This window comes from Synechococcus sp. H70.2, assembly GCF_047462275.1.
GTDB lineage: Bacteria > Cyanobacteriota > Cyanobacteriia > Thermostichales > Thermostichaceae > Thermostichus.
On record NZ_JANSIU010000014.1, the window covers coordinates 11,169 to 35,984 of the forward strand.

A 24,816-nucleotide genomic window follows, 5' to 3' on the forward strand; every position below is an offset into this window, starting at 1 on the left:
TTTGGTTCATCGGCGCATTGCTCCTACAGTTATTTTCCAGGCTAGTTCTTTGCTTAGAATTTGCAGAGCTCGTCGTTGGGATGGGTCGGAGAACATAGGGATGATATCGTTTAAGACTTGATAGACAAGGTGGTTGGCAAAGTTGCCACCGCTACTCAAGAGTAGTCCGTAGTATGAAAATTGAGTTTGACCTTGAGGATTGAGATGGAAGCGCAGGATTTCCTCTTGGCTCATGCGAAAGACAGGTGTATTGACAGGCACCACTACGCGCGGGATCCCTTGCCAGCCACAACGCCTTTCTTCGTCCAAAGCTCCGATGAGAATTACCGAAAGTAATGTGCGCACCTCATTTTGCAAATCAGGGGAGAAATAGGGATCCGGCTGGCTGGAAAGACGGGGCCCAGCGTTAAGAAACATAGGATTTAAAATTTGACTGTTGTAAACCAACCCTACAGCCCAGTGGCGCTGATTGCTTTCTAACTTGACAAAGCTGCCGAAGCCATAGTCTTCGGGGGAGGGAGGGTTTTTGACTTCTAAAGCATCATCCACTTGTACTACGTAGTCACAGTGGCTGTTCGAGCGAACCACCTTGCCTAGTCTCATCAGACCCGCCTCCGCTGTAGCTTGCTGAGAGTCTTCCGAGAGAGCCGGAGGTTAAGATTCTCGCGGCTGGCCCACTCCTGCATTAGACGTAAGAAAAGGTTGCGATCTTCATTGCGAATAACAGCTACCTGATCCGCCGTCTCCAGTACGTAAGGATAGCCTCGGCCAATAATCACCTCACAGCGTACCAAATCTACCAGCCAGTCCAACAGGCCTGCCTCATAAACCCAAACAGGTATTTCTAGTCGAGCTGGAAAGTTGTCATTGGCACGCAGGTACACAAACCCCACTCGTCCTTGCATTTCTTGGTAGCGGCTGAGGATCCCTTCTTGGGGATTAAGAACGCCACTGCAGGCGCAGACAAAGAAGGGCGTTCGGTCTCCCCATTCCAACCAGGAGCTAAGCAGCTGTGCATCGTGCAGATAGGGAGCCTCGGGAAGATCAAAGCAGTTCCTTAGCAGTGTGACCAAATCTGAGTTGTACGCAGTGTCAATGTAAGCTACGACAGGGATCCTGTTTTGCTCACTGGCGCGCAGTACTTGCAACAAACACTCCACATAGAAATCTCGACTTTTGCTATCAAAGGTTTCGGCAAAGGTGGCTACTAGTACCCCATCTAGGAAAGCCAGCTTTCGCGATCCAGGTTGAGATTGCCAAATATACTCAGCAACTTTTCCTGTTTCCATCTGAAAGCGACGCTTATTAACAATGCTCTCCTTAGGTTCTCCGCTATCTCTGACTTCTAGATCTTTTGGGGTTAGTACATCGACCTGGATATCTTTTTCGTAAAGTCCTTGGTCACAGTGATAGTTCTCGTACCAGCCAATCTGCACTAAGGCTACTGGTATTGATAAATCCTTACTGGGGTAGATTTGAGATCCATCTACTGCAAATGTGGGAACGTCTTTGATAACTGGTCTTGCCCATTCATAGCTTTCCTCATAGCTATTCCATTTTTGTTGAAAGGGGACTCTCCAGCTGGAGTAAAGATCCCATTCCTGTGTGGGCAAGGCACCTGGAAAGGCTGAGGGAGCTATTTTCTCAGTAATCTCTGCCCTGGACCACCGGCACAATTTCTCCATTGCCTGGCGATACCGTTCTCTACGCTCTGAAGTTCCTTGATGGAAAGCAGCGAAAGCTTCGCGCTTTTTCTGTAATACAGCTAGTACCCGATCTGCCCTAAAAACCATAGCTGTTACCCTTCTCCATCTGACCCGATCCAGAGTGCCTTTCCACACGAATGACGTTTTCTGTCACTTGCTCAAAGGTGTTGTCGTGGCTAATCACAAATAGCTGCTCAAAGGAATGCAAGTTGGTGATAGCTTCCGCCAGCCGCTGGCGGCGTTGAGCGTCCATGTTGGTAGTAGGTTCGTCAAAAAAGGCAACGTCTAACTGTCCCAGTACCTTGAGCAAAGCTAGGCGGACGGCTAGAGCTGCTACCATTTGCTCTCCTCCAGAAAGGCAGGCAAAACGCCGTTTGGGCCCCCCTCTTTCTTGAATGCGGATCTCATAGTCAGGTTCCCAGCTGAGTCTGACATCGAAGCGGTTGAGAATTTCTCGGAAGAGGTGATCAGCAACGGTATTGATCTGTTGCAGGTAGTACTGGGTAATTTGAGGACCAGCTTTTTTGTAGGTATCTCGACTAAACTTAATGAAGCGGTGCAGCCTTTCTTTCTCGGCTCTTTCCGCCTCAGCTTGTTTTAAAGCTTGCTTTACCTGTTCCAGTTGCTGCAGTCTTTCCTGGATTTTCTGCAACTGTGGGAAAAGGCTTTCCAGACGAGCCTGGGCCTTGGCTTTTTGGATCTCAGTAAGCTGCAGGAGGGATCGAAGGTGTTGGTGCTCCTGGGGCTGGTAGAGGGAAGTTAGGGGCTCCAGCTCTCTCCGCAGTTGGGCTAGTTGCGTTTGCAACCCTTGCTGTTGGGCCTTGAGTTCGGCTAGTTTTTGTTCCCGTTCAGTTAGCAGTCTGGCAATAGGCTCTGCCCTTAGATAGTGTTCGTGATCTGGTCGATACCTTTCGCGCTCTTCCTTCAGCAATCCCAGCTCTTGCTCCAGGTGTTCAGTTTGGGATAGTGCTTCCTCGAGAGGTTGGAGTGCTACCTCTAAGTCCCGGATTTGCTGTAGGTAGCTGGCTTGCAGACATAGGTACTGCTCTTCCAGCCTAAGCTCTGCCTTGAGCCGCTCAGCCTGACTTCTAGGATCCCCTAATTCTCTCAAAGTTTCAGCAGCTTTTGCAATTTGGGCCTGCAGGTAGTCTTTGGATCCCTCTGTTCGTTCCCAATAGGTAATCTGAGCTTGCTTTTCTTGCTTAGCTTTCTGAATTTGATCTAAGACCAGCTGAGCCGCTTGCAGTTCATCTTGCCGCTGCGGCAAACTTTGGGCTATGGTCTGCATACGGATAAAGGTTTCATAGCTGTTGCGGTGACGCCTTTGTTCCTCTTGCAAAGCATTAATCTTTTCATCCAGATCTAACAGAGGATCAAGCTTCTGCTCTAGAGTTTGAATCTGTTGCTGGAGTTGATGGATCTGATCCTCAATTTGCTGATATTCCTGCTCCACTTGCAGCTTATTGCTAAGCTCTTTTTCTAGGCGCTGGAGCTGACCCCTAGGATCCCCCACTGCCTGGAGGGCCTGGCCAATTTCCTGGTGTTGCCGGAGGAAGTTGTACTCAGCTTCAAGGCTCCATCGCAGATCATCAATTTTGCATTGCCGCTCGTTCTGCAGGTGTGTCAATCGTTCAATTTGAGCCTCCAGTTCGGGGATCTGGGTGGTCAAGCCAATCAGGGGCTGCAAGGTCTTAAGTTGCTTCTGGATGTCAGCCAGCTGCTGGCGCAGGTGAGTCTCATCTGTTTGTGGAGCAAGGTCCTGCAGGAATTGGTGGATTGACTGTAGCAAATGTTGGTTTAGAGCTAGAGACTCATAGAGAACTTCCGGGATCCGCCGCCATAGGGACTGAAACTGCGGATAGCTTTGTTGGTAGGTAGCCAGCTCCTGGACAAGGTCCTGGAGGCGGCGGTGGTGCTCAGCAAGCTGGCAAGAGCTTTCCTCAAAGAGGGCTTGCAGCTTTTGTTGAAACTGACGTGCTGCTGCGATACAGCTTAGCTGGGTTTGCAACCACTCCTGTTGAGCCTCAAGGTGGGGTAGGTTGGCTATGCGCTCCAGGTCGGTCTGTCGTTGTTGAAGCTGCAGCTGCAGTTGCTCCAGTTGGGCGCGGCTCTGCTCCTGCTCTACCTCTTGTTGCTTAAGTTCAAGGCGCAGTGCCTGAAAGTAGGACAACTTTTGGCCAATTTGATTATAAAGTTGTTCCAATTCAACCTGTTTTTGGCAGAGAGATTGCAAAGAAAGCCTCTCTGCCTCCATTTTCTGCAAAAGCTGGAGCTGTTGCCGATATTCGGATCCTCGCAACTGTAATTGGCGAAGATGCTGCCATAGAGCCTCTCGCTGAGCTATTAGAGTTTGTCGGATCCCCCGCAGTTTTTCTTGGTCGACAATAAGACTTTCTAGTTCTAGATAGCGACTATAGGCTGGCTGGTGCTGTTGACAAATAACCTGAGCTTGTTCTGCCTCTTGAACTCGGCTCTGTAGGAGTTGACAACGTTCAGCTTGGGCTAACCACTTTCCTTGTAGCTGTTCCCATTCCTGGTATAGCTGTAGCAATGTATTGAGTTGATGAGTCCATCGGCTTTGTTGGCGCTCCAGTTCTTCCTGGATCTGAATTTTGGGGGCCAGCTCCTCCAACTCCTGTTTCCAGCGCTGCTGTTGACTTAGTTTTTCCTGAAGTCTTGCCAGTTGATTTTCAATGTTTTGCTTTTGCAAAAGCAGGTTCTCTCGCTTTCTTAGCCACTCCAAGCGCTGCTGCTGTTGCTTTTCCAACTCTTGCAGATGGACTTCTATAGCCAGGAAGCGCTGCGCTCCTGCTCGAGATTGCTCTTGCTCTGCCTGAGCTTGCTTAGCTTCTTCCCATAGCTTTTCTGCTTGCTCAAGGGATAGGTCTAGAAGCAATCTCTTTTGTTCCAGCTGGGCAATTTGCTGTTCAAGTGCTTGGATTTGCTCAAGCAGTTCCTCCAGTTGCTCAACTTTCTGCCTAGTTTCACTCAGGGTGCGAGTGCATTGATTTATATTCTCCTGCCAGTAGCCTAGCTCTTGCTCGATCTTTTTCTGCTCTTCTTGCAATAGATCCCAGTCTTGTAGCTGCTGGTGAAGCAGCTCAATTCGATACTTGATAGCTTGAACTTGCGCCTCACTGTATTTTTCAACTGCTTGCAGATCCTTGGCAACTTGCTGATATTCTTCTACCTTTAAGATACGGTCAAAGACTTCCTTTCTTTCTTTGCTGGTTTTGAGGAAGTCTGCTGTAAAGGTGCCCTGGGGAACACCAATAATTGTAGCAAACAGGCGCGCTAAATCTGTACCGGCAGGTACTCCCAAATGTTGCCTCAGCCAGGCCAGTACATCCGTTTTACGCTCGTAGTCTAGGCGCTGCTTGAGCTGGGGATCGAAGAGGCGATACCCCTGGGTTACACTGCGGCGGACAGTGTAGGTGCGCTGATCCCATTTCGAGACAAACTGTACGGTAACCGCCGCATCGTTGGCACCTGTGCGAATCAGCTCTTCTTGGTTGTAGGGACAGTAGTCAAACAGAACCCAAGCAATAGCTTCCAGGATGCTGGTTTTTCCAGCTCCATTTTCTCCACAAATAGCGTTGATACCAGGTTCAAACTCAAAGACAGCTTCCTCGTAGGATTTAAAGTTTTGGAGAGCTACTGAAAGGATCCGCATGGTCAGTCTTCTTCCCCTACAAAGGCGCTGCTCAGGTGGGCGTAGATCTCTGCCTCGCTTTGGCCCTCCAACACTCTTTCTTTGAGATCCAAAAGTAGCTGTGCCAGCTCTTTACTGCGTTTCCGGTAGTGGGCGTGGCTGCTCAGCAGGTCCCTGTAGACCTTCTCTTCAATTTGGAGCCTTTGCTCCTCTTCTTCAAAAGAAAGAGTGGCCGAGCCAATCTCAAGAGAAGTGGCCTCAAAACGAAAGAGGACGACTAGGGCACCGGTAAGCTGCTGAATTTGCCGTTGCAGGACTCGGCTATCCAGCTCGTGCTTGGCAAAGCCCACCTGGCCCACCAGCCGCAACTCCACCACTGGCTCCGGCCCGCTGCCTGGTGGCCCAACTTCCCTAGCCATAGCAAGGGCTGCTGCAGCAATTTCGGCAGGCGTTTCTCGGCCCTTCGCTTTGAGATAGAGTCGTCGGCAGGGTCTTTGGTAGTAATCCTGCACCAACTCAGCCCGGGGTGGTCCCTCTCCCCACTGGACGCAATAGGCCCCCCGCGAAAGCTCCCATTCGGCAGTGCTGGTGGCCTCCAGGGATCCTGGATTGAAGATCCAGCCTTCTTCTGCATAGCTTTTGTGGATATGTCCCAAGGCTAGATAGCCTACCCCCGCCTCCCGCAGGGGCAGGAGATCCCGGTAGCGCAAGGCGCCTTGGTAGCGGGCAATTTGGCCTTCCAGTCCGTGGTGGAACATTAACACCACCCGCTCAGGGCCAGGGGGCAGCTGGCGAATGGCTGCCGCCAACTGCTCGATGGACTTGGGAGCTGCCGAGCCATACCATTGAGAGCCAATGACCCGCACTCCACAGGGGAGGTCTATGTAGCCTCCCTGTCCCCCTGCCCAGGGGCGCAACTGCAGGCCTTCCTCTCCTGCTTCCGGCTCCAGTAGGATCAACTCCCCGTGCTCAGCTAAGTAGCGCAGCCAACTGGTTTTGACGCCATAAGGGCGGCTGTCATGGTTGCCCTCGATGGCTAAGACAGGGATCCCAGCCCGCTTCAGCTCCCGCAAGACCAGCTGGGCTTGGTTGAGGACCCCAGGCTGAATTTGTCGATGCTCAAACAGATCCCCGGCAATGAGGACAAAGTCTACCCGCTTTTGAATGGCATGGCGACGCACTACGTCCTGAAAGGCAAAGAAAAAATCTTTGCTGCGCTCCGGACTGTCGTAGCGGTCACAGCCTAGATGCACGTCAGCCAAATGCAAAAACGTGCAGGTAGGAGGGGTCATCGCCAGAACCTGCCGGCAAATTGTCCACAGTTTAGCAGACGTATCTTGCTGACCACCTGAGGATCCCTGCCCCGCAATTTCTTGATGCTACTGGGGTAGGCGCTGCCCTTCTGCGGCCGGACTGCGGTTAGCTTAAGGAGCGAAACGGCCTTCGCTGGGCTAGCTACCAAGACCGGATAGCCAATCCTGGCCAGTTTACCCCACAGGTATAGCTGGCTTCCGCAAAGCAGTAGCCAGGGACTCCAAGGACTGCGTCCCGCCGGCGCCAACGTAGCCCTGCAGGGGGCAAGCCTTGGCCTCTTCCCCAGCACCGGCGGGGAGACTCAGAGCACTTTCCCCTGCCGCAAGAGGGGTAGAACGCCGCCCCCCTGCCTTGGCAGACAGCTGCCGCTAGCCCAAGCAGCAGGAGAAAATCTGCGCGTTGCCGGCCTTAACAGTGCTCGGGCAGCTCCCTGAACTCAGGGTAGTGCTTGGAGAACCTGCTCTCTCTGGTGCAACCTGGCGGTTGGTGGGGAAGCCTCCTACCCTGCGGTGGAAGCGAGCTTGCAGACCCCCATCGGAGTTGCTTGCAAGCGGCACTTCTTCTCCAGGGCTTCCGCGCTGCGTTTTTGGGTGAGCTGCAAGTTCGTTACAGTTACACCTGTTTACAACCGTGATTGAGGAAGGGATCCCCAGCTTGCCGTAATTCCAGTGAGGCAGGGGATCCCTAGGTTTAATTATTGTGAAGCAACGGGGGGCTCCCAAAGGCTGACCTATAATGCCAGGTAAGTCCCGCCCTGGGAAAATACCTAATTTTGCCGGGGCGGGAGTGCTTCGTTCCTGGTCGCAAGAGAGGAGTTCTTGATGACAACTACACCCAAGGAGCGAGAGCCAAAAGTCAAGGTTGCGGTTGATATTGATCCAGTTCCCACCTCGTTTGAGAAATGGGCCAAGCCAGGGCACTTTGATCGCAGCCTGGCGCGGGGGCCCAAGACCACGACCTGGATCTGGAACCTGCATGCTCTTGCTCATGACTTCGACAGTCACACCAGCGACTTAGAAGACGTCTCTCGCAAGATCTTTTCTGCGCACTTTGGCCACCTGGCGGTGGTCTTCGTCTGGCTGAGCGGCATGTACTACCACGGCGCTCAGTTTTCCAACTACTCCGCTTGGCTGGCTGATCCCATCAATGTCAAACCCAGTGCCCAAGTGGTCTGGCCCATTTTTGGCCAGGAGATCCTCAATGGCGATGTGGGCGGCGGCTTTGAAGGGATCCGCATCACGTCGGGCCTATTCCACCTCTGGCGGGCTGCCGGCATCACCAATGAGTTTCAACTCCTCTGCACCGCTATTGGGGGCTTGGTGATGGCTGGCCTCTGCCTGTTTGCCGGCTGGTTCCACTACCACAAGCGGGCTCCCAAGCTGGAGTGGTTCCAGAACGTGGAGTCGATGCTCAACCACCACCTGGCGGGCCTGCTGGGGCTGGGTTCCTTGGCGTGGGCCGGTCACCAAATTCATGTGGCCATCCCCATCAACAAGATGTTGGATGCGGGGGTGCCGGCGGCTCAGATCCCTCTGCCCCACGAGTTCATCCTCAAGCCAGCCCTGATGAAGGAGATGTTCCCCAGTGTGGATTGGGGCTTCTTCAGCGGGGTGGTGCCTTTCTTTACGTTGGACTGGGGCAAGTACGCGGAGTTCCTCACCTTCAAGGGGGGCTTGGATCCGCAAACCGGCGCCCTCTGGCTGACGGATCAGGCCCACCACCACCTGGCCATTGCGGTGCTCTTTATCGTGGCGGGCCACATGTACCGCACCAACTGGGGCATCGGCCACTCCATTAAAGAGATCCTGGAAGCCCACAAGGGCCCCTTCACCGGCGAAGGCCACAAGGGTCTCTACGAAGTGCTGACCAGCTCCTGGCACGCCCAACTGGCCATCAACCTGGCCATGGTGGGATCCCTGAGCATCATCGTGGCCCAGCACATGTACGCCATGAACCCCTACCCCTACATGGGCATCGACTACGCTACGCAGATCTCCCTCTTTACCCACCACATGTGGATAGGGGGGCTGTTCATTGTTGGCGGCGCTGCCCACGGGGCCATCTACATGGTGCGGGACTATGACCCGGCGGTGAACCGCAACAACGTGCTGGATCGGGTAATCCGCCACCGCGACGCCATCATCAGCCACCTGAACTGGGTGTGTCTGTTCCTGGGCTTCCACGCCTTCGGCTTCTACGTCCACAACGACACCATGCAGGCGCTGGGCCGTCCGCAGGACATGTTCTCGGACACCGGCATTCAACTGCAGCCCATTTTTGCCCAGTGGATTCAATCCCTGCACACCAAGGCCATCGCCAGCACTGCTCCCTACGTGGGCGCTTCGGTAAGCCCCATCTTCGGCGGCGACGTGGTGGCCGTGGGCGGCAAGGTGTCCATGATGCCGATGGTGTTAGGCACGGCGGACTTCATGGTGCACCACATCCACGCCATGACCATCCACATCACGGTGCTGATCCTGCTCAAGGGAGTGCTCTTTGCCCGCTCTTCCCGCCTGATCCCGGACAAGGCCAAGCTGGGCTTCCGCTTCCCCTGTGACGGGCCAGGCCGCGGCGGCACCTGCCAGGTCTCCGGCTGGGATCATGTCTTCCTGGGGCTGTTCTGGATGTACAACGCCATTTCAATTGTGATCTTCCACTTCAGCTGGAAGATGCAGAGTGACATCTGGGGCACTGTCAACCCGGACGGCACGATTGAGCACCTCACGGGCGGCAACTTTGCAGCCAGCGCCATCAACATTAACGGCTGGTTGCGGGACTTCCTGTGGGCGCAATCGGTGCAGGTGATCAACTCCTACGGCTCGGCGCTGTCGGCCTATGGGCTGCTCTTCTTGGGCGCCCACTTCATCTGGGCCTTCAGCTTGATGTTCCTGTTCAGCGGTCGCGGCTACTGGCAGGAGCTCATTGAGTCGATTGTTTGGGCCCACAACAAGCTGAAAGTCGCTCCGGCCATTCAACCCCGTGCCCTGAGCATTATTCAAGGGCGGGCGGTCGGTGTGGCCCACTACCTGCTGGGCGGAATCGTCACCACGTGGGCGTTCTTCCTGGCACGGTTTGCCGCACTCGGCTAAGGCAAGGAGGAAGAGAAAATCATGACAACTGCAACTCGTTTTCCGCAATTCAGCCAAGACCTGGCTAGCGATCCCACCACTCGACGTCTGTGGTATGGCATTGCCACTGCCCACGACTTTGAGACCCACGATGGCATGACGGAGGAGCGGCTTTACCAAAAGCTGTTTGCCACCCACTTCGGCCATCTGGCAATCATCTTCCTGTGGGCCTCGGGCAACGTCTTCCACATCGCTTGGCAGGGCAACTATGAGCAGTGGGTGGCCAACCCCACCGGCGTCACCCCCATTGCCCACGCCATTTGGGATCCCCAATTCGGCAAGGCGGCGGTGGAAGCCTTCACCCAACCCGGCAGCGGCGGCCCTGTCAACGCAGCCTACTCTGGCCTCTACTACTGGTTCAACACGATTGGCCTGCGCACCAACGGCGATCTCTACATTGGTGCCATTGGCCTGTTGTTGTTGGCGGCGGTGTTCCTGTTTGCCGGTTGGCTGCACCTGCAGCCCCGCTTCCGGCCCAGCCTGAGCTGGTTTAAGAATGCTGAGGCCCGCCTCAACCACCACCTGGCCGGCTTGTTTGGGGTCAGCTCGCTAGCCTGGGCAGGCCACCTCATCCATGTGGCCATCCCCGAATCGCGGGGGCAACACGTGGGCTGGGACAACTTCCTCACCACGCTGCCCCACCCGGCGGGACTGAAGCCCTTCTTCACCCTTAACTGGGGGGTGTATGCCCAGAACCCAGATACGGCCAACCACGTCTGGGGCACGGCAGAAGGGGCAGGCACAGCTATCCTCACCTTCTTGGGCGGCTTTAACCCCAACACCCAGTCCCTGTGGCTGACAGACATGGCCCACCACCACCTGGCCATTGCGGTCATCTTCATCGTCGCCGGCCACATGTACCGCACCAACTGGGGCATCGGTCACAGTATCCGCGAGATCCTGGGTGCCCACAACCCGCCCAAGGGTACGCCCTTCGGGGGCCTGCTGGGCGAAGGGCACAAGGGCCTCTACGACACGGTCAACAACTCCCTGCACTTCCAGTTGGCGTTGGCGCTGGCCTGCTTGGGGGTGGTGACCTCGCTGGTGGCGCAGCACATGTACGCCCTCAACCCCTACGTGTTCATGTCCATGGATCACACCACGGAGGCAGCTCTCTACACCCATCACCAGTACATCGCTGGGTTCTTGATGGTGGGGGCTTTTGCCCATGGGGCCATCTTCCTGGTGCGGGACTACGATCCCGAAGCCAACAAGAACAACGTGCTGGCGCGGGTGCTGGATCACAAGGAGGCGATCATTTCCCACCTGAGCTGGGTATCGCTGTTCTTGGGCTTCCACACGCTGGGGCTGTACGTCCACAACGATGTCATGCAAGCCTTTGGCACGCCGGAGAAGCAGATCCTAATTGAGCCAGTGTTTGCTCAGTTCATTCAAGCTTCCCACGGCAAGATGCTCTACGGCATGAATGTGCTGTTGTCCGATCCCAACAGCATTGCCTCTACAGCTTGGCCCAACTACGGCAATGTGTGGCTACCAGGCTGGCTGCAAGCCATCAACGATCCCAATGGGTTCCTCTTCCTGCCCATTGGTCCTGGTGACTTCCTGGTGCACCACGCCATTGCCCTGGGCCTGCACACCACTACCTTGATCCTGGTCAAAGGGGCGTTGGATGCCCGCGGCTCCAAGCTAATGCCGGATAAAAAAGACTTCGGCTATAGCTTCCCCTGTGATGGCCCGGGTCGGGGCGGCACCTGCGACATCTCTGCCTGGGATGCTTTCTACCTGGCCATGTTCTGGATGCTGAACACCATTGGCTGGGTCACCTTCTACTGGCACTGGAAGCACCTGGCGATCTGGAGCGGCAACGTTGCCCAGTTCAACGAGAACTCCACCTACCTGATGGGCTGGCTGCGGGACTACCTCTGGGCCAACTCTGCCCAGTTGATCAACGGCTACAACCCCTACGGCATGAACAACCTGGCGGTTTGGGCCTGGATGTTCCTGTTCGGCCACCTGGTGTGGGCTACGGGGTTCATGTTCCTCATCTCCTGGCGCGGCTACTGGCAAGAGCTGATCGAGACGCTAGTATGGGCGCACGAGCGCACCCCCCTGGCCAACTTGATCCGGTGGAAGGATAAGCCAGTGGCCCTGTCCATTGTGCAGGGGCGCTTGGTAGGTCTAGCACACTTCACGGTGGGGTACGTGCTAACCTACGCAGCTTTCCTCATTGCCTCGACGGCTTCCTTGTCCGGCTAACTGCCGAGCTGGGGCAATTAGAGGGATCCCCTCGGGGGATCCTTTTTTTTGCCTCTACCTCAACCTTGGGTAGGAACAGGCCATGGCTGGAGTCGGAGCCAGGCGGAGGTTTTACATGGACTCAGGGGCGCTGAGGCCGAGGATACCGGTAAGCACGTTAAACAAAACCTGCCGCGTAGCCTGTACCAGTTGGATGCGAGCCTGCGCCAAGAAGGGATCCTCTTTCAAGAGGGGTATGATGCGGCAGTTGTCGTAAAACTTGTTGAAATCAGCAGCAAGGGCTTCTGCGTAGCGAATGATTTTGTGGGGGGCGCGTTCTTCGGCAGCGGCAATCAGTTCATCTGGCAGAGCCAAAAGGCGCAGCAGCAGAGCCCGTTCTTCGGTTTCTTTGTAAGGCAGTTTTTTGTCCTCAGTTAAAGTAACGGTGTTGGTTAGCTCCACCTTTTCTTCTTCCTGTAGCCGTCGCAATAGGGTACAGCAGCGAGCGTGGCTGTAGTGGACATAAACCACCGGGTTATCGAAAGTTTGCTGGACAGCCAAATCCAAATCAAAGTTGATGGGGCTGTCCATGCTATTGCTGAGCAGAAACCAGCGCGCTGCATCGACCCCCACGCCAATTTCTGGATCCTCGAGGAGGTCGTTTAGCGAAACAAAGTTGCCGGTGCGCTTGGACATGCGCACTTCCACTTTCTGGCCAGTTTCTGGGTCAGCTTTAAACAACTTGACGAATTGGCCAATGAGGATTTCCAACTTCACCTCTGGGTTGAAGGCCGCCACCGCTGCCCTTAAGCGAGCAATATAGCCATGGTGATCCGAGCCAAGGATATTGATCAGCCGCTGGTAGCCCCGCTGCACTTTGTCGCGGTGGTAGGCAATATCAGCAGCTAGGTAGGTAAAGGAGCCATCGGCCTTCTGTACGACCCGATCCTTGTCGTCGCCAAATTCTTGGGTTTTGAAGTAAACGGCCTCTTCTGCCCCTGGCTTGGGATCCTCACCTCGCGGCGCTTTAGCCTTGTAGAGAAAACCGCGCTCTTGCAGCTCTTGCAAGGCCTGCTGGATTGCGCTGAGGCCTGTTTGGGGATCGGGGGTGTGCAGGCGGCGCTCGCTAAACCAATGATCGAACTCGGTGCGCAACTGTTGCAGAGTCTGTTTTTGCCAGGCCAGGATTTCCCTATAGGCAAACTCCGTGTATTCCTCCAAGCTAGCGGGCAGAGGGCGGATCCCGGCCTGCACTTGCTCCAGCAGCCGCCGGGCAATGTCGATCAAGTAACTGCCGTGATAGCCATCTTCTGGCAAGACTACCTCTTCGCCCTGGAGTTGCCGCACTCGCACCTCCAGGGACTGACCTAAGAGGCGCATCTGATTGCCGGCATCGTTGATGTAGAACTCCCGCTCCACCTGGTGTCCTGTCCAGCGCAGCAGGTTAGCCAGGGTGGAGCCAACTGCAGCCCAGCGCCCATGCCCCACGTGCAGCGGCCCTGTGGGGTTGGCGGAAACATATTCCAGCAAGATGCGCTCAGGATGGGGAGTGGCTGTCTTTCCGAAGTCTTCCCCTAAGCTCAACAACTCTTGCAATCGCTCGGCCAAAAAGGGATCTCCCAGCCGGAAGTTGAGATACCCTCCCCCCGCCACCTCTGTTTCAATATCCGGCAAATCCAAGTGTTTTTGCAGGGTTTGCGCAATCTGAGTCGGTGCCAGGCGACAGAGCTTGGCCATCCCCAAGGGAGTGGGACAGGCGTAATCGCCATAGCGAGGATCGCTCGGGATCTGGACAACTGGCACCACGCCAGCCGCCTGCTCAGGAGTCAGGGATCCCAGTTGCCCTGCTGCTGCTGCCCGTTGAATACTTTCGGCCACGGCAGCGGCGAGAAAGCGAATTAGCGAGGTAGATAGAGGTTGAGTGACCATGGTGAGGGTAGCAAAACACTCTGCAAAAGCTCAACTTGGCACCGATGGGTGTCTTGATTTTACATAATTGTTTACCTCGGCCAGCCTGTGGGCTGGGGGGATGACAGAGCCGGAGCTCCAAGGGGTAAAGATTAACCCCGCTATTTTGGCAAAGTCCCCTCCCCCGTTAAACGCTGCTAGGTTGGTGGCATGAAGTCCGTTGCTGCTTAATCTTAACTGCAACCAACAGCACTTTACTTGGAGATAAGAAACTTGAGGACCAAGAAGCCGTCCTCTACAAATTGGTGGCTTGGAGATTTCGCTCTATTAGCTTACAAGGGAGGCCTCTCTGGCAAGCTTGGAGAGGGAGCCAAGAGATCAACGGCAACAGCGAATCACAGCTAACTTAAAGCCGGGATTGATCCCAAAAAAAAGCCAAATAAGTGTTGTGGGGTAGGAGATCCCTTCTACCTTGGAGGAAGTTCGTAGGGGGCGGCTGCCCTTGGAAGCCTTTGTTTTGATTAAGCAAGTTCCCGACCCTAACAGCAAAACCGGCATCAACAGTGACGGCACCATTGACCGGACCAGGGCCAAACGGATGTTAAACCCCTTTGATCGCTATGCCCTGGAAGCAGCTCTACAGACCAAGCGACAGCACGGAGCCCGAGTAACGGCAATTACCATGGGGCCACCGCCGGCCATCGAGGTGCTCTACGAGGCCATTGCCCACGGCGTGGATCGGGGCATTTTAATAACCGATCGCCGCCTGGCTGCTTCGGACACTTTAGCCACTGCCTACACTCTGGCCCAGACAGTTCGCTATGCGGGCCAGCCTGATATCCTCTTCTGCGGGCTGCAGACCACCGACGGGGATACAGCCCAGGTGGGGCCCCAGCTGGCGGAGCGGCTGGGGATCCCTCAGGTTACCTATTGTGAGGCTTTCGAGATCCAGGAGGGAATCTTGGTGGCGCGGCGGGCCATTGAGGGGGGATCCCAGACGGTGAGGGTGCCCCTGCCGGTTTTGGTGACGGTGGCCAACACAGCGCGGCGTTTGGCCTACCCCACCCTGCGTGGCATGCGTCGGGTGCAGCAGCTCCTGCGGGATGAGGCAGCGCGGGCCGAGGTTATCCAGATTCTTAGCCTAGACGACGTAGGAGCCGATCCAGAGCGGTGTGGTCTCAAGGGATCCCCAACCATTGTGGCCGCTACTGAAAAAGTAGGGGAAATGGGCGGCAATTGTCAGGTCTTTCAGGGACAGCCGGTGCCCCAACTGGTGCAACAACTCACCCAAGCGGTTGACTTGTTCCGCTACACCCTAACCTCTTAGCTTCCCACTCTTAAGAGGAGTCCCACCTTATGGAGAGTAAGCGGGTAGTGGTCTTCGCCGAACAGCTAGACGGGGAGTTGCAGCCCATTGGGCTGGAGCTGCTAGGAGCAGGGCGACGGCTGGCTGACAAGCTAGGAGGGATCCTGAGCGCCCTTGTCCTGGGGCACAGGATTGCCCATCTGCCCCCGCTCCTCATTGGCCATGGGGCGGACCAAGTCTTCATTGCCGATCACCCAGAGTTGGCCCAATACCGCACTCTGCCTTACCGCCGCGTCATCCTGGATCTCATCAAAAGCTGGCCTCAGCCGCCCCACATCCTGCTATTTGGCGCCACCACTACGGGCCGAGACCTGGCCCCCCGTTTGGCGGCCCACCTGGAAACAGGCTTGACCGCCGATTGCACTGAGCTTGACATTGGTCCCTTCGAGTACACCAACAGCCGCGATCCCAGCAAGTCCGGTTTCTTCCCCGACTGCCTATACGCCATTCGGCCCAGCTTTGGCGAGTCCCTCAAGGCCCGCATCCTCGGCCCCTGGAAAAAGCCGCAAATGGCCACGGTGCGCCCTGGCGTGATGCTGCCCTTGCCCTGGGACGGATCCCGAAAAGGGGAAGTGATCCCAGTGCCCGTCAACTTGGAGCCGGAGGATCTCCAGCTGCAAATTGTGGAAACGGTGCGCAACCTCTCCCAGGCGGTGGATCTCAGCCGGGCTAAGGTCATCGTTGCCGGCGGCTACGGCCTGGGATGCGCCGAGGGCTTTGAGCTAATAAGGGAGCTGGCCGCCTGTTTCCCCAACAGCGCCGTTGGCTCCTCCCGCAAGGCGGTGGATGCCGGCTGGATCCCCTATGCCCACCAGGTAGGCCAAACTGGAAAGACTGTCCGTCCCCAGCTCTATATTGCCTGCGGCATTTCGGGAGCCATCCAGCACCGGGTTGGTATGGACAAGTCTCAGACCATTATCGCCATCAACAAAGACAGCTCTGCCCCCATCTTTAAGTTTGCCCACTATGGCATCGTCGGGGATCTCTACCAGGTGGTGCCCGAGCTAATCCGGCACCTGAGGCAGGTCCAGGAGGAGATCCAAGAAGGGGCCAATGGCCAACAACTTTTCCAGAGCGGGCTTCCTCCCTTACAGAGGCCCTAGAAGGCCTGGTGCAGGGCCAGAGTCAGCAGGCCCTGCTGTCCCAGCAACAGCTCCCGCAACAGGGTAACCAGGCCCACCCACACCACAGGCGCCAGGTCCACCCCTCCCAAAGGCGGGATTAGGCGGCGTGTCGGGCGCAACAAAAACTCCGTCAGGCTAACCACCAGGGAGTAGGGTAAGCGGGAAGTATCCAGCTGCGGATACCAGGACAGGAAAATGCGCAATACAAACAAGACGGTGTAGAGCGCCAGCAGTGGGCCCAGCACCCAAGTGGTGAAAATGAGCAGCATTGCTTTTGCAACAACTAAGTTTCAGGGGAGGCTCTCCCTCCATTCTGCTCTAGGGAGAGCCGCCTGTGCGGATCCATTGGCTTGCTTTCAAGCCGGAGGGGAGTCCTTTGGTTGCTGAAAAGGGATCCCTGGATCCACTTCCAGCCAGTTCCAACTGGAGAGCGCGGGGAATCCCAAAGAATCCCCAAAAAGCTCCCCTTGTGGGATAGCAGCAAGAAAGCTAGCGTCATAATGGTCGTATCTTGCTGGACTGCAGGCAGGGATCCCATGCAGGGAAGGTTACAAGAAATCGATATCCGCAGTATCCTTCAGCTCATTGAGCTGGGCCAGCGCACCGGTGAGCTTTTCGTAGAGGCCGGCCCCTCGGTTTACTGGTTTGTCTTCTTCCTAAATGGGCGGATCATCTATGCCTCTGAAGGCGAAGGCAACATTGCCCGTCTCAGAGACTACCTGCACCGCTTCAAGCTCGAAGCCGCCCTAGACGAAGTTCAGATGCCTCCCAAAGCAGCAGTCAATGCCCCCGAGTATAGCCGCCTCTGGTCTTTGCTGGAAAACCACAAGCTCAACCCCAACCAGGGCAAGCAAATCTTGCTGGGCATGGTGCGGGAAGTCCTCTTTGATCTGCTCAGCCTCCACCATGGCTCCTTCATTTTCGAGGCCGGCCCTCCCCTGGCTCCGCAATTAACCACCTTCCCTGTCACTCCCCTGCTCACCGAGATGGTGACGCAAGTGCAGGAGTGGAAGAAGCTGTACCCCTACATCCAAGCCCCCAACCAAGCCCCCACCATCGTCAATCCCCTACCGCTCCAGCAAACCCTGCCTGCTCCCGTCTTCAAAGCCCTGAGCGAGTGGTCCAACGGCAAAACCAGCATTCGCCAGATGAGTCGCTACCTGGGCCGAGATACCTTGGCAGTGGCCAAAGCTCTCTATCCCTATGTGCAGCAGGGGGCAATTCACTTGTCAGAGCCTGTCTCCCCTGCCAATCCCCAGCCCAGCCGTCCCCTCAAGCCCAGCGACAGGCCTGCCCACATCCTCTGCATCGACGATTCCATGGCCATCCAGAAAACCGTAGAGTTCATCCTGCAAAACAAGGGCTACCAGGTCACTACCATTGGCAATCCCCTCAAGGCCCTGGGACAAGCGTTTCTCCTCAACCCTGACATGATTCTCTGCGATGTGGCCATGCCCAAGCTGGATGGGTATGAGCTGTGCGCCATGTTGCGCAAGTCCAGCCAGTTCCGTGAAACCCCCATCGTTATGCTTACTGGCAAGGATGGTTTTACCGACCGAATTAAGGCCCGCATGGCCGGCGCTAACGAGTTTCTGGGCAAGCCCTTTTCTGAAAAGGAGTTGTTGACCGTCGTCGAATCCTACGTGGGGCCACCCCCCAAAGGGAGCAGCGGCGAATAGGCGTTGGAACAGCCAAACTGGAGGTGAAGTGCTAGACAGAGGAGGGCTGCACCAAAACAATAGAGCAGTAGCAGGGCTGATCCAGAGCCATAGAGCTGGGCAAGAAGCCTTAGTTGCAACAAGCCAACAGCTGTGGAGGTGCAGGCAATGGGCAAAGGGCTGGTGTACCCGGAGGCCATGCAGGAATGGCTAAAAGCACCAAGTTTGGGCCCCACCATTGAAATCAAGTGGGCCAGGTGCCATTCGGGAGCTGCCTGAGTAACCAAACCTTTCAAGCGCCAAGAGCTCCTGGCTAACCTTAAACAGCAGTTGCAAGGGATCAAGGAGGACAGCCAAAGATGAGTCGCATTTTGGTGGTAGAAGATAGCCAGTCCCAGAGGGAGATGATCAGTAAGCTGCTGCAGGAAAACGGCTTCGAGGTAATGACGGTGGGAGATGGAGTGGAAGCCGTAGAGGCAGTGAAGCAGAACAAGCCCGACCTGATTGTGCTGGACATTGTCATGCCCCGTATGAACGGCTACGAGGTGTGCCGTCTTCTCAAGTCTGACCCGCTTACTCAGAACACTCCAATTGTTATGTGTTCTTCCAAAGGTGAAGAAGCTGACCGCTACTGGGGGCTCCGCCAGGGAGCAGATGCCTACATCGCCAAACCTTTTCAGCCCCAGGAACTGGTGGGTACGATTAAGCAATTACTGAGAGGCTAGGGACCGCCCATCCCGCTTCTGGGCCTTCCAGCAGAGCCCAAGAGGACTCTAGGCCCTGGGCCACCTCTCCAGAAGACCATCCCTACGGGGGAGCATCATGGTTGGGGATCTGGACTTATCGATAGGGGATGAAACCCAAGAATTGCGAGAAATCGAGGCTCCTGAAGGGGAGCTATTCCTGAAAGTCAAGCTTGTCACCGGCGAAGAATTTGCCCTGCCCGCAGTATCGGTTGTGGAGGTAATGAGCATTGGCCCTGAGAAAATTACCCCCATGCCCAATGTCGCGCCGGTTCTGCTGGGCACGCTAAATTTGCGGGGCGAAATCATCTGGGTTGCCGACTTGGGGCAATTCCTGGGGATCAGCCCACCCCTGAATCTTGACCGCACTGAGCTGCCGGTGGTGGCTGTGATGGATCAGCAGGATTTGGTGATGGGGTTGGCTGTGGACTCCATCGTGGGCATGGAGTGGCTGAAAACTGAATTGGTGCGGCCTGTTCTCCAAGCGCCTGAGTCGCTGGCTCCTTTCTTGCGGGGAGAATGGGTAGTGCCAGAAACAGGAGCCCACTTGCCGCTCTTGGATCCGTCGGCCATCCTAAGATCTAACCGTTGGGGTTGATGGGCAGCCGGGCTATGAGCTGGTCAAGAGAAAGCCCCCCTAGGAAGGGGAGGGGAGCTTCCTTGGCGGCGTCTGCCCTGCTTCTCGGTTCTGAAGGGGTGAGTTCCGCGCAGTTGGGTTAAGGCAGCAACGAAGCTAGCCACGTAGCAAAGGGAGGAACTATGGTTTCCAGTGCAGGCAATCAGAGAGACTTTGCCAAGGCGATGGCTGCTTTCTGGCAGGGGAACTACGCCGAGGCAGTACAGCTGTTTAGCCAGGTGGCCGCTGCTCAACCCCAGGATACGGCCGTCAAGTTGCTGCTAGCTTCAGCTCAGAAACAGGCAGGGCAACTGCTGGAAGCCCGTTACACCTATGATAGCATCCTCAAAACGGCCAGCGATCCCGAGGAGCTAGAGGCAGCCCGCAGGGGCCTGGAGGAGCTGTTGCAGATGGCACCGGAGCTGGCGGATGTTCCTCCTTTCCCGCAGTCTCAGGAGGGGTTTGTTGCTCAACCGGAGGAGTCGGATCCCTTTTCCCAATTTGTGGTCGAGGAGAGGAGGGAACTCGAGGCAGATCCCCTTGCCAGGGAAAGCCCCAGCTTTGCCGCGCCACTCCCAATGGAGCCAGCAGCTTCGTTGGGTTTCTCTCAGCCCCTGCCTACGACTCCTCAGACGAGGGGAGAGAGGGATCGAGGAGAGGCTCAGACAGATCCAGTCGTCGAGGACGACTTTGCTTTCCTCAGCGAATTCGAGCAACAGCTGCAGGATCTGGAAAGTGAGGCCACTACTCAATTGGCTAGCGATGCGGATTTTCCAGACGAGAGGGGTTTCTCACTTCCCCCGTTCGCGGTAGAGGAGGGGGGATCCCTAGAGGAGAGCTTGCCAACAGAATTGGCTGCTCCCATGAGTGAGCCAATCCCTGCCCCTGAAGAGGACACGACCAGCGTTGCCTCCGCCTCTTTCGAGCTCGGTGAGCTGGACCGTCTGGATCGCGAGCTGGCTGGCATGGAGCCCAGCGAGCCAGCGGCCTTTTCTCCCGAGGAGGGCAAGACGGGAGAGACGAGTAAAACGGTACCAAGCCTGCCTACGCTCACTGTTCCTCTCCCTAGCCTATCCGAGCAGGAACTGCCTAGCCGACTGACGGCCAATCAGTTGACGCTGGCGCTGATCCAAGGAGCTGTGAGTTTGGCTGCTGGCATGGTCATCGGCCTTGGGATCCCGGCCAATGGGGGAGCCCGCTGGATTGGGGGGGTCATTGGAGGGGGAGTTGTCGGCGCAGGAGTTGGGGCTGTACTGGCGGCTAGCAGTGCCAAACGCATTCACTCCACTGCCCAAGAGCTGTCCAACCACTTCGCCGCCCTGGCCCAGGGGAATTTTTCCGTAAGAGCAGAGGCGAGAGGGGATGACGAGTTGGGGCGCTTGGCCAATAGCTTTAACCAAATGGCCGCCGCCCTTGAGGCCCATTTTGCCGATCTAAGCCAGCGGGCTGCCGAGCAAGGCCAAGCCAAGGAAGACTTGCAACGGCAGGTAATTCGCCTCCTGGATGATGTGGAGGGGGCAGCCCGCGGGGACTTGACGGTGCGGGCGGAGGTCACTGCCGATGTCCTCGGCGCTGTTGCTGACTCTTTCAACCTGACCATCCGCAGCCTGCGGGACATTGTGATCCAAGTGAAGCGGGCTGCCGCCGCTGTCAACGAGGCAGCTTTACAGAGCGAGGACTTTGCCCGCAACCTTTCTGCCGACGCCCTGCGCCAGGCGGAGGAGATTTCCAACTTCCTTGACTCCATCCAGGAAATGACGAACTCCATTCAGGAGGTGGCCAACAACGCCCGCGAGGCAGCCAATGTCACTGCCCAGGCCACAGAAGCAGCTGCCCGGGGTGGAGAAGCAGTGGATCGCACGGTGGCCAGCATCCTGGAAATTCGGGAAGTGGCAGCAGAGACAACCCGCAAGGTGAAACGCTTGGCAGAATCCTCGCAGGAGATCTCCAAGATTGTGGCTTTGATCTCACAAATTGCCTCGCGCACCAACCTGCTTGCTCTTAATGCCAGTATCGAGGCTGCTCGGGCCGGCGAGGCTGGACGAGGCTTTGCCATCGTGGCTGACGAGGTGCGACAACTGGCTGACCGGTCTGCCAAAGCTTCGAAAGAGATTGAGCAGATTGTGCTGCAGATCCAGTCGGAAACCAGCAACGTCATGACAGCCATGGAGGAGGGGACGCAGGTGGTTATAGAGGGAACAAGGCGGGCCGAGCAGGCCAAAAACAGTCTGGATGAGATCATCAAGGTCAGCCAACAGATCGATGGGTTGGTACGAGCCATTTCTGACGCTACCGTGCAACAAACAGAGACCTCCCGCGCTGTAGCCCATCTCATGCAGTCAGTGGCGCTGACGGCCAACGAGACGTCTGAGGAGGCGCAGAAGGTGGCTGCCTCGCTTCAACAGCTGGTGAGCATTGCCCGTGAGCTCCAAGCTTCTGTGGGTCGCTTCCGCGTGGGAGATGAATGAGTAAACTTGCTTGTTCCGGGGGCATTCTAGGGAGTAGGGATCCTGCTGCCCCAAGCCAGTCCCCCTTGTCGGTTGGAGAGGAAATCAGAGCAGAGGGAAGGGTTCTTTTGCTACGACTAATGGATACCTATGGGCTGTAGGAGGAGCCTCCTGCCATGGATGAAGAAGCGCAAAAGCGAATTCTCAACTATTTCATCGAAGAGGCCCGCGACCACTTGGCCACGATTGAGCAGGGTCTCCTCAGCTTGCGGGACACGATTAGCAATCCCGAGCAGATCAATGAGCTATTTCGAGCTGCTCACTCCATTAAAGGGGGAGCAGCCATGCTGGGTCTTGCCAGCATTCAGCAAACAGCCCACCGCCTGGAAGACTTTTTTAACATCTTTCGCTCTCGTCCGGGCGAGGTGCCAGTGGATCAGCATTTAGAAACGCTGCTGCTGCAGGTTTTTGATGGTCTGGCAGCGCTGTTGGACGAGCTGCAGAGTCCTCAGGGCCTCACGCAGGAGTTCAGTGCCTCCACTTTGGCAAGACTAGAGCCGGTCTTTCAGGAGGCTGGAAAGCACATTCAGAGTCTTCTTGGGGAAGGCCCGCCCTCTGTTCCTGCTCCGGCTAGTGCCCCCGGGTCGACAGGTCGTAGCCTCCAACAGGAGATGGCGGAAGTGGTGCCGCGGCAGTTGCGGCAGATGTTGGAGCTGTTCAAGCGGGGGGATCAGCCGGGCGTACGCGAGCAGTTGCGGGAGGCAAATGCTGTCCTCAAGCAGATAGGGCAGGCCCATCATCTAAGAGGCTGGCAACAGCTGACGGAAACTTTCGAGCAAGCTCTGAGCAACCCCAATGCCGAACTGCGAACGTTGGCGTTGGTTGCCCTGCGGGACTTGAAGCAGGGACAGCAGCTTATCTTGGCAGGCAGGGCTGAGGAGGTGAGCGCCTCTGCAGAATTACAGCAACTGGCCCACCTGACAGCGCCTCCTGCACCCGCTGATCCCTTGGAAGAGGTCATCCATCAGCGGATCCCGGCCCTGCTGCGCCAGATGCTGGAGCTGTTCAAACGGCCCGACGACCCAGCTACGCGGCCTGCCTTGCAGAGGGTGGCCCAATCCCTCCAGGAGGTAGGGCAGGCGGAGGGTGTGGAGCTGGGCGGCTGGAGGGCCCTGACTTGCCTGATTGGGGAGATTTTGGCGGATCCTGCCCAGGATTTACGGCAGGTGGCTCTGCCGGTTCTGCGAGATTTGAAACAGGCTCACCAGGCTCTGGCCAGCGGAGCAGCGCATACCATCCAGCCCTCCTCTGAGTTGTTGGCCTTCCGCCCTGTGCCACCGGCCCTTGAGGAGCCAGGGATTCCCACCTCCTTCGACCTGGGCCCCGTTGGAGAGCCGGAGCCGCTCTTCTCCGAAGTCGGGAGCACGGCTGCCCCGGCAGCAGAACCCTCTGCCCTCGACGGGGGCCAAGAGGTAACCCCTGTCGCAGCAGCCCCGCACGCCGAGGAGGCGGAGAGCCTACTGGCAGGCGAGGAGAGCTCCACCGAGCAAGTAGCCGCCGATCTTGCCCAAGAGGGCAGGGCTGCGCCGGAAGAAGCTGCAGCAGCGCTTGGGGGGTCGCAGGAGGGGCTGGGCTTGAGCCCCGGCGACTTCGACGCTCCTCCTTTGGGCCTGGAAGCAGAAGCCTCCTCAGCCTTTGAGGAGCTGTTTGCCAACGCAGAGCAGCTATCGAGTATTGAAGAGCCACCGCCGGAGCTGATCCCTCCTTCCCCTGAGCTCTCCTCGGCAGTGTTCGAGGAGCTGAGCCTAGAAGAGGGGGGAGGGGAAGCAGATCTAGCAGCGCTATTTGCGGAAGTAGTAGGTGAAGCGGCAGCGGAGACGGGCTCTGCTGCCATCCCCAACCTTGCGGCTACAGGTGGCGGCGTAGAGACGCCGTTTGAGCTGGAGGAGCTGGCCGTTGAGAGTTTTCCCCGGCAAGACCTGTCTCCCTTGCCTAACTTTGAGGTGACTCCCGAGGTAGAGCTTGGGACGGAGGAGGAGGGATCCCCTGCTGAGGAGAGTCTGGAGCCAAATCTGGCCTGGTCGGAAGCTTTTGAAGCGGCAGCTGAGCAGTCTGAAAGCCGCGATGAGCCAGAGGTTGCAGCAACCCCGGACTTCACCGCTGAGCTAAGCCTGGCCGAGCTCTTTGCCAGCGAGACAGGGGAGACTGCAGAAGACCAGCTGCTGCTGGAGCAGATGTTCCCAGCCCCCGAAGAAGAGCCCTCTGCAGAAGCCACGGCCTCCCTCCCTGAGGATGCTTTCAGCCGCCTCGAGGCTTTATTTGCCTCGGAGACCGAGGCCGAAGAGCTGGGCAGGGTGGGAAGTGAACCTGCATCAGCCATGGATACCGATGGCGATGGCCAGGTCGACCTAGAGGAGCTGAGCCATTTCTTTGCTGAAGCAGCAGACACCCAGGAAGGCCTTCCCCCTGAACTGCCTGACTTAGAGTCCCCACCAGCACTAGCTGCAGAGGTTCTGCCAGAGGTAGCAGACCAGGCAAGCGCCCTGCAACCACTAGAGGAGGGGCTTGCCAGGCAACTGGAAAGCCTATTTGCCGAAGATGAGCCCTCAGCTGCCCCGAGCGCAACTGTTGCTGAAGGAGAGATCCAGCCTTTGGCAGAAGAAGATTCAGAAGTCTCTTCTGCCCCCAGCTTAGACGATCTGGCCGCCCTCTTTGATGTTGCCGAGCCAGCAGTGACCCCTGAGCTGGAAGAGGCCATTGCTCCCCTCGTGGGATCCCCTGCAGCCGCAAGTGGCGAGGCCGCCGACGATTTCGCAGCCCAACTGGAATCCCTCCTGGGCGATCTCGAGGTTGCCCCCCAGGCCTCGGCAGCAGCGCCGGCGCCTTCTCCCCCCGCTGTCGCCACTGCGCCGGCACCCCCCGCTCCGGCAGCAGCCGCCCCCACGACAGCGGCTACCC

Annotated in this window: 15 protein-coding genes; 9 read left to right on the plus strand and 6 right to left on the minus strand. The window is 56.9% G+C overall.

What is annotated here, in order from left to right; genetic code table 11:
• Positions 1 to 6: 6 nt before the first annotated feature.
• The 4 genes from NW822_RS10960 to NW822_RS10975 are packed head-to-tail and all read right to left on the minus strand — an operon-like array spanning position 7 to position 6,650.
• Entirely contained in the window at positions 7 to 603 is a 597-nt protein-coding gene (locus tag NW822_RS10960) for a hypothetical protein (protein ID WP_414404455.1), read from the minus strand.
• Positions 603 to 1,793, minus strand: coding sequence for a DNA double-strand break repair nuclease NurA (locus tag NW822_RS10965; RefSeq protein WP_414404456.1), 1,191 nt, complete (start codon positions 1,791 to 1,793; stop codon positions 603 to 605). The genes NW822_RS10960 and NW822_RS10965 overlap by 1 nt, the downstream gene beginning before the upstream one ends.
• Positions 1,783 to 5,379, minus strand: coding sequence for an AAA family ATPase (locus tag NW822_RS10970; RefSeq protein ID WP_414404457.1), 3,597 nt, complete (start codon positions 5,377 to 5,379; stop codon positions 1,783 to 1,785). Before NW822_RS10970 ends, NW822_RS10965 begins: the two co-directional genes overlap by 11 nt.
• Positions 5,380 to 5,381: 2 nt before the next feature.
• Positions 5,382 to 6,650 carry a metallophosphoesterase family protein gene (locus NW822_RS10975; protein WP_414404458.1) on the minus strand — a complete coding sequence of 423 codons (1,269 nt, stop codon included), beginning with the start codon at positions 6,648 to 6,650 and terminating at the stop codon, positions 5,382 to 5,384.
• An 843-nt stretch (positions 6,651 to 7,493) separates the two neighbouring features.
• Between NW822_RS10975 and psaA the strand changes: the two genes are divergently transcribed.
• Together psaA and psaB are read left to right on the plus strand one after the other, a co-directional pair.
• Positions 7,494 to 9,761 (plus strand): photosystem I core protein PsaA, encoded by a 2,268-nt coding sequence (gene psaA / locus NW822_RS10980; RefSeq protein WP_414362660.1) that lies wholly within the window; start codon positions 7,494 to 7,496, stop codon positions 9,759 to 9,761.
• A 21-nt stretch (positions 9,762 to 9,782) separates the two neighbouring features.
• Positions 9,783 to 12,017, plus strand: coding sequence for a photosystem I core protein PsaB (gene psaB / locus NW822_RS10985; protein WP_414404459.1), 2,235 nt, complete (start codon positions 9,783 to 9,785; stop codon positions 12,015 to 12,017).
• A 111-nt stretch (positions 12,018 to 12,128) separates the two neighbouring features.
• Here psaB and argS read toward each other — a convergent pair whose 3' ends face one another.
• Positions 12,129 to 13,925, minus strand: a complete 1,797-nt coding sequence (argS, locus tag NW822_RS10990) for an arginine--tRNA ligase (protein ID WP_414404460.1) — start codon at positions 13,923 to 13,925, stop codon at positions 12,129 to 12,131.
• Between the two features lie 451 nt (positions 13,926 to 14,376).
• On the opposite strand from argS, the gene NW822_RS10995 reads away from it, so the two are divergent.
• Complete coding sequence (locus tag NW822_RS10995) at positions 14,377 to 15,231, plus strand: electron transfer flavoprotein subunit beta/FixA family protein (RefSeq protein ID WP_414404461.1); 855 nt, start codon at positions 14,377 to 14,379, stop codon at positions 15,229 to 15,231.
• Positions 15,232 to 15,260: 29 nt separating this feature from the next.
• On the plus strand, positions 15,261 to 16,373 hold the full coding sequence (locus NW822_RS11000) for an electron transfer flavoprotein subunit alpha/FixB family protein (RefSeq protein ID WP_414404462.1): 1,113 nt from the start codon (positions 15,261 to 15,263) through the stop codon (positions 16,371 to 16,373).
• On the opposite strand, the gene NW822_RS11005 is transcribed toward NW822_RS11000, so the two are convergent.
• Positions 16,370 to 16,663, minus strand: a complete 294-nt coding sequence (locus tag NW822_RS11005; protein WP_414362655.1) for a YggT family protein — start codon at positions 16,661 to 16,663, stop codon at positions 16,370 to 16,372. The genes NW822_RS11000 and NW822_RS11005 overlap by 4 nt on opposite strands.
• 267 nt (positions 16,664 to 16,930) lie before the next feature.
• Here NW822_RS11005 and NW822_RS11010 point away from each other — a divergent pair, with 267 nt between their 5' ends.
• From NW822_RS11010 to NW822_RS11030, 5 genes are all read left to right on the plus strand, one after another.
• A complete protein-coding gene (locus tag NW822_RS11010; protein ID WP_414404463.1) occupies positions 16,931 to 18,073 on the plus strand; it encodes a response regulator in 1,143 nt (380 codons plus the stop codon).
• 338 nt (positions 18,074 to 18,411) lie between these two features.
• Entirely contained in the window at positions 18,412 to 18,777 is a 366-nt protein-coding gene (locus tag NW822_RS11015; protein WP_414362653.1) for a response regulator transcription factor, read from the plus strand.
• Between the two features lie 97 nt (positions 18,778 to 18,874).
• Positions 18,875 to 19,393, plus strand: coding sequence for a CheW domain-containing protein (locus tag NW822_RS11020; RefSeq protein WP_414404464.1), 519 nt, complete (start codon positions 18,875 to 18,877; stop codon positions 19,391 to 19,393).
• Between the two features lie 161 nt (positions 19,394 to 19,554).
• Positions 19,555 to 21,879: a methyl-accepting chemotaxis protein gene (locus NW822_RS11025; RefSeq protein WP_414404465.1), complete on the plus strand. Its 2,325-nt coding sequence runs from the start codon at positions 19,555 to 19,557 to the stop codon at positions 21,877 to 21,879.
• Positions 21,880 to 22,034: 155 nt separating this feature from the next.
• Positions 22,035 to 24,816: Hpt domain-containing protein (locus NW822_RS11030; protein ID WP_414404466.1), on the plus strand; the 2,782-nt coding region annotated here is incomplete at its 3' end.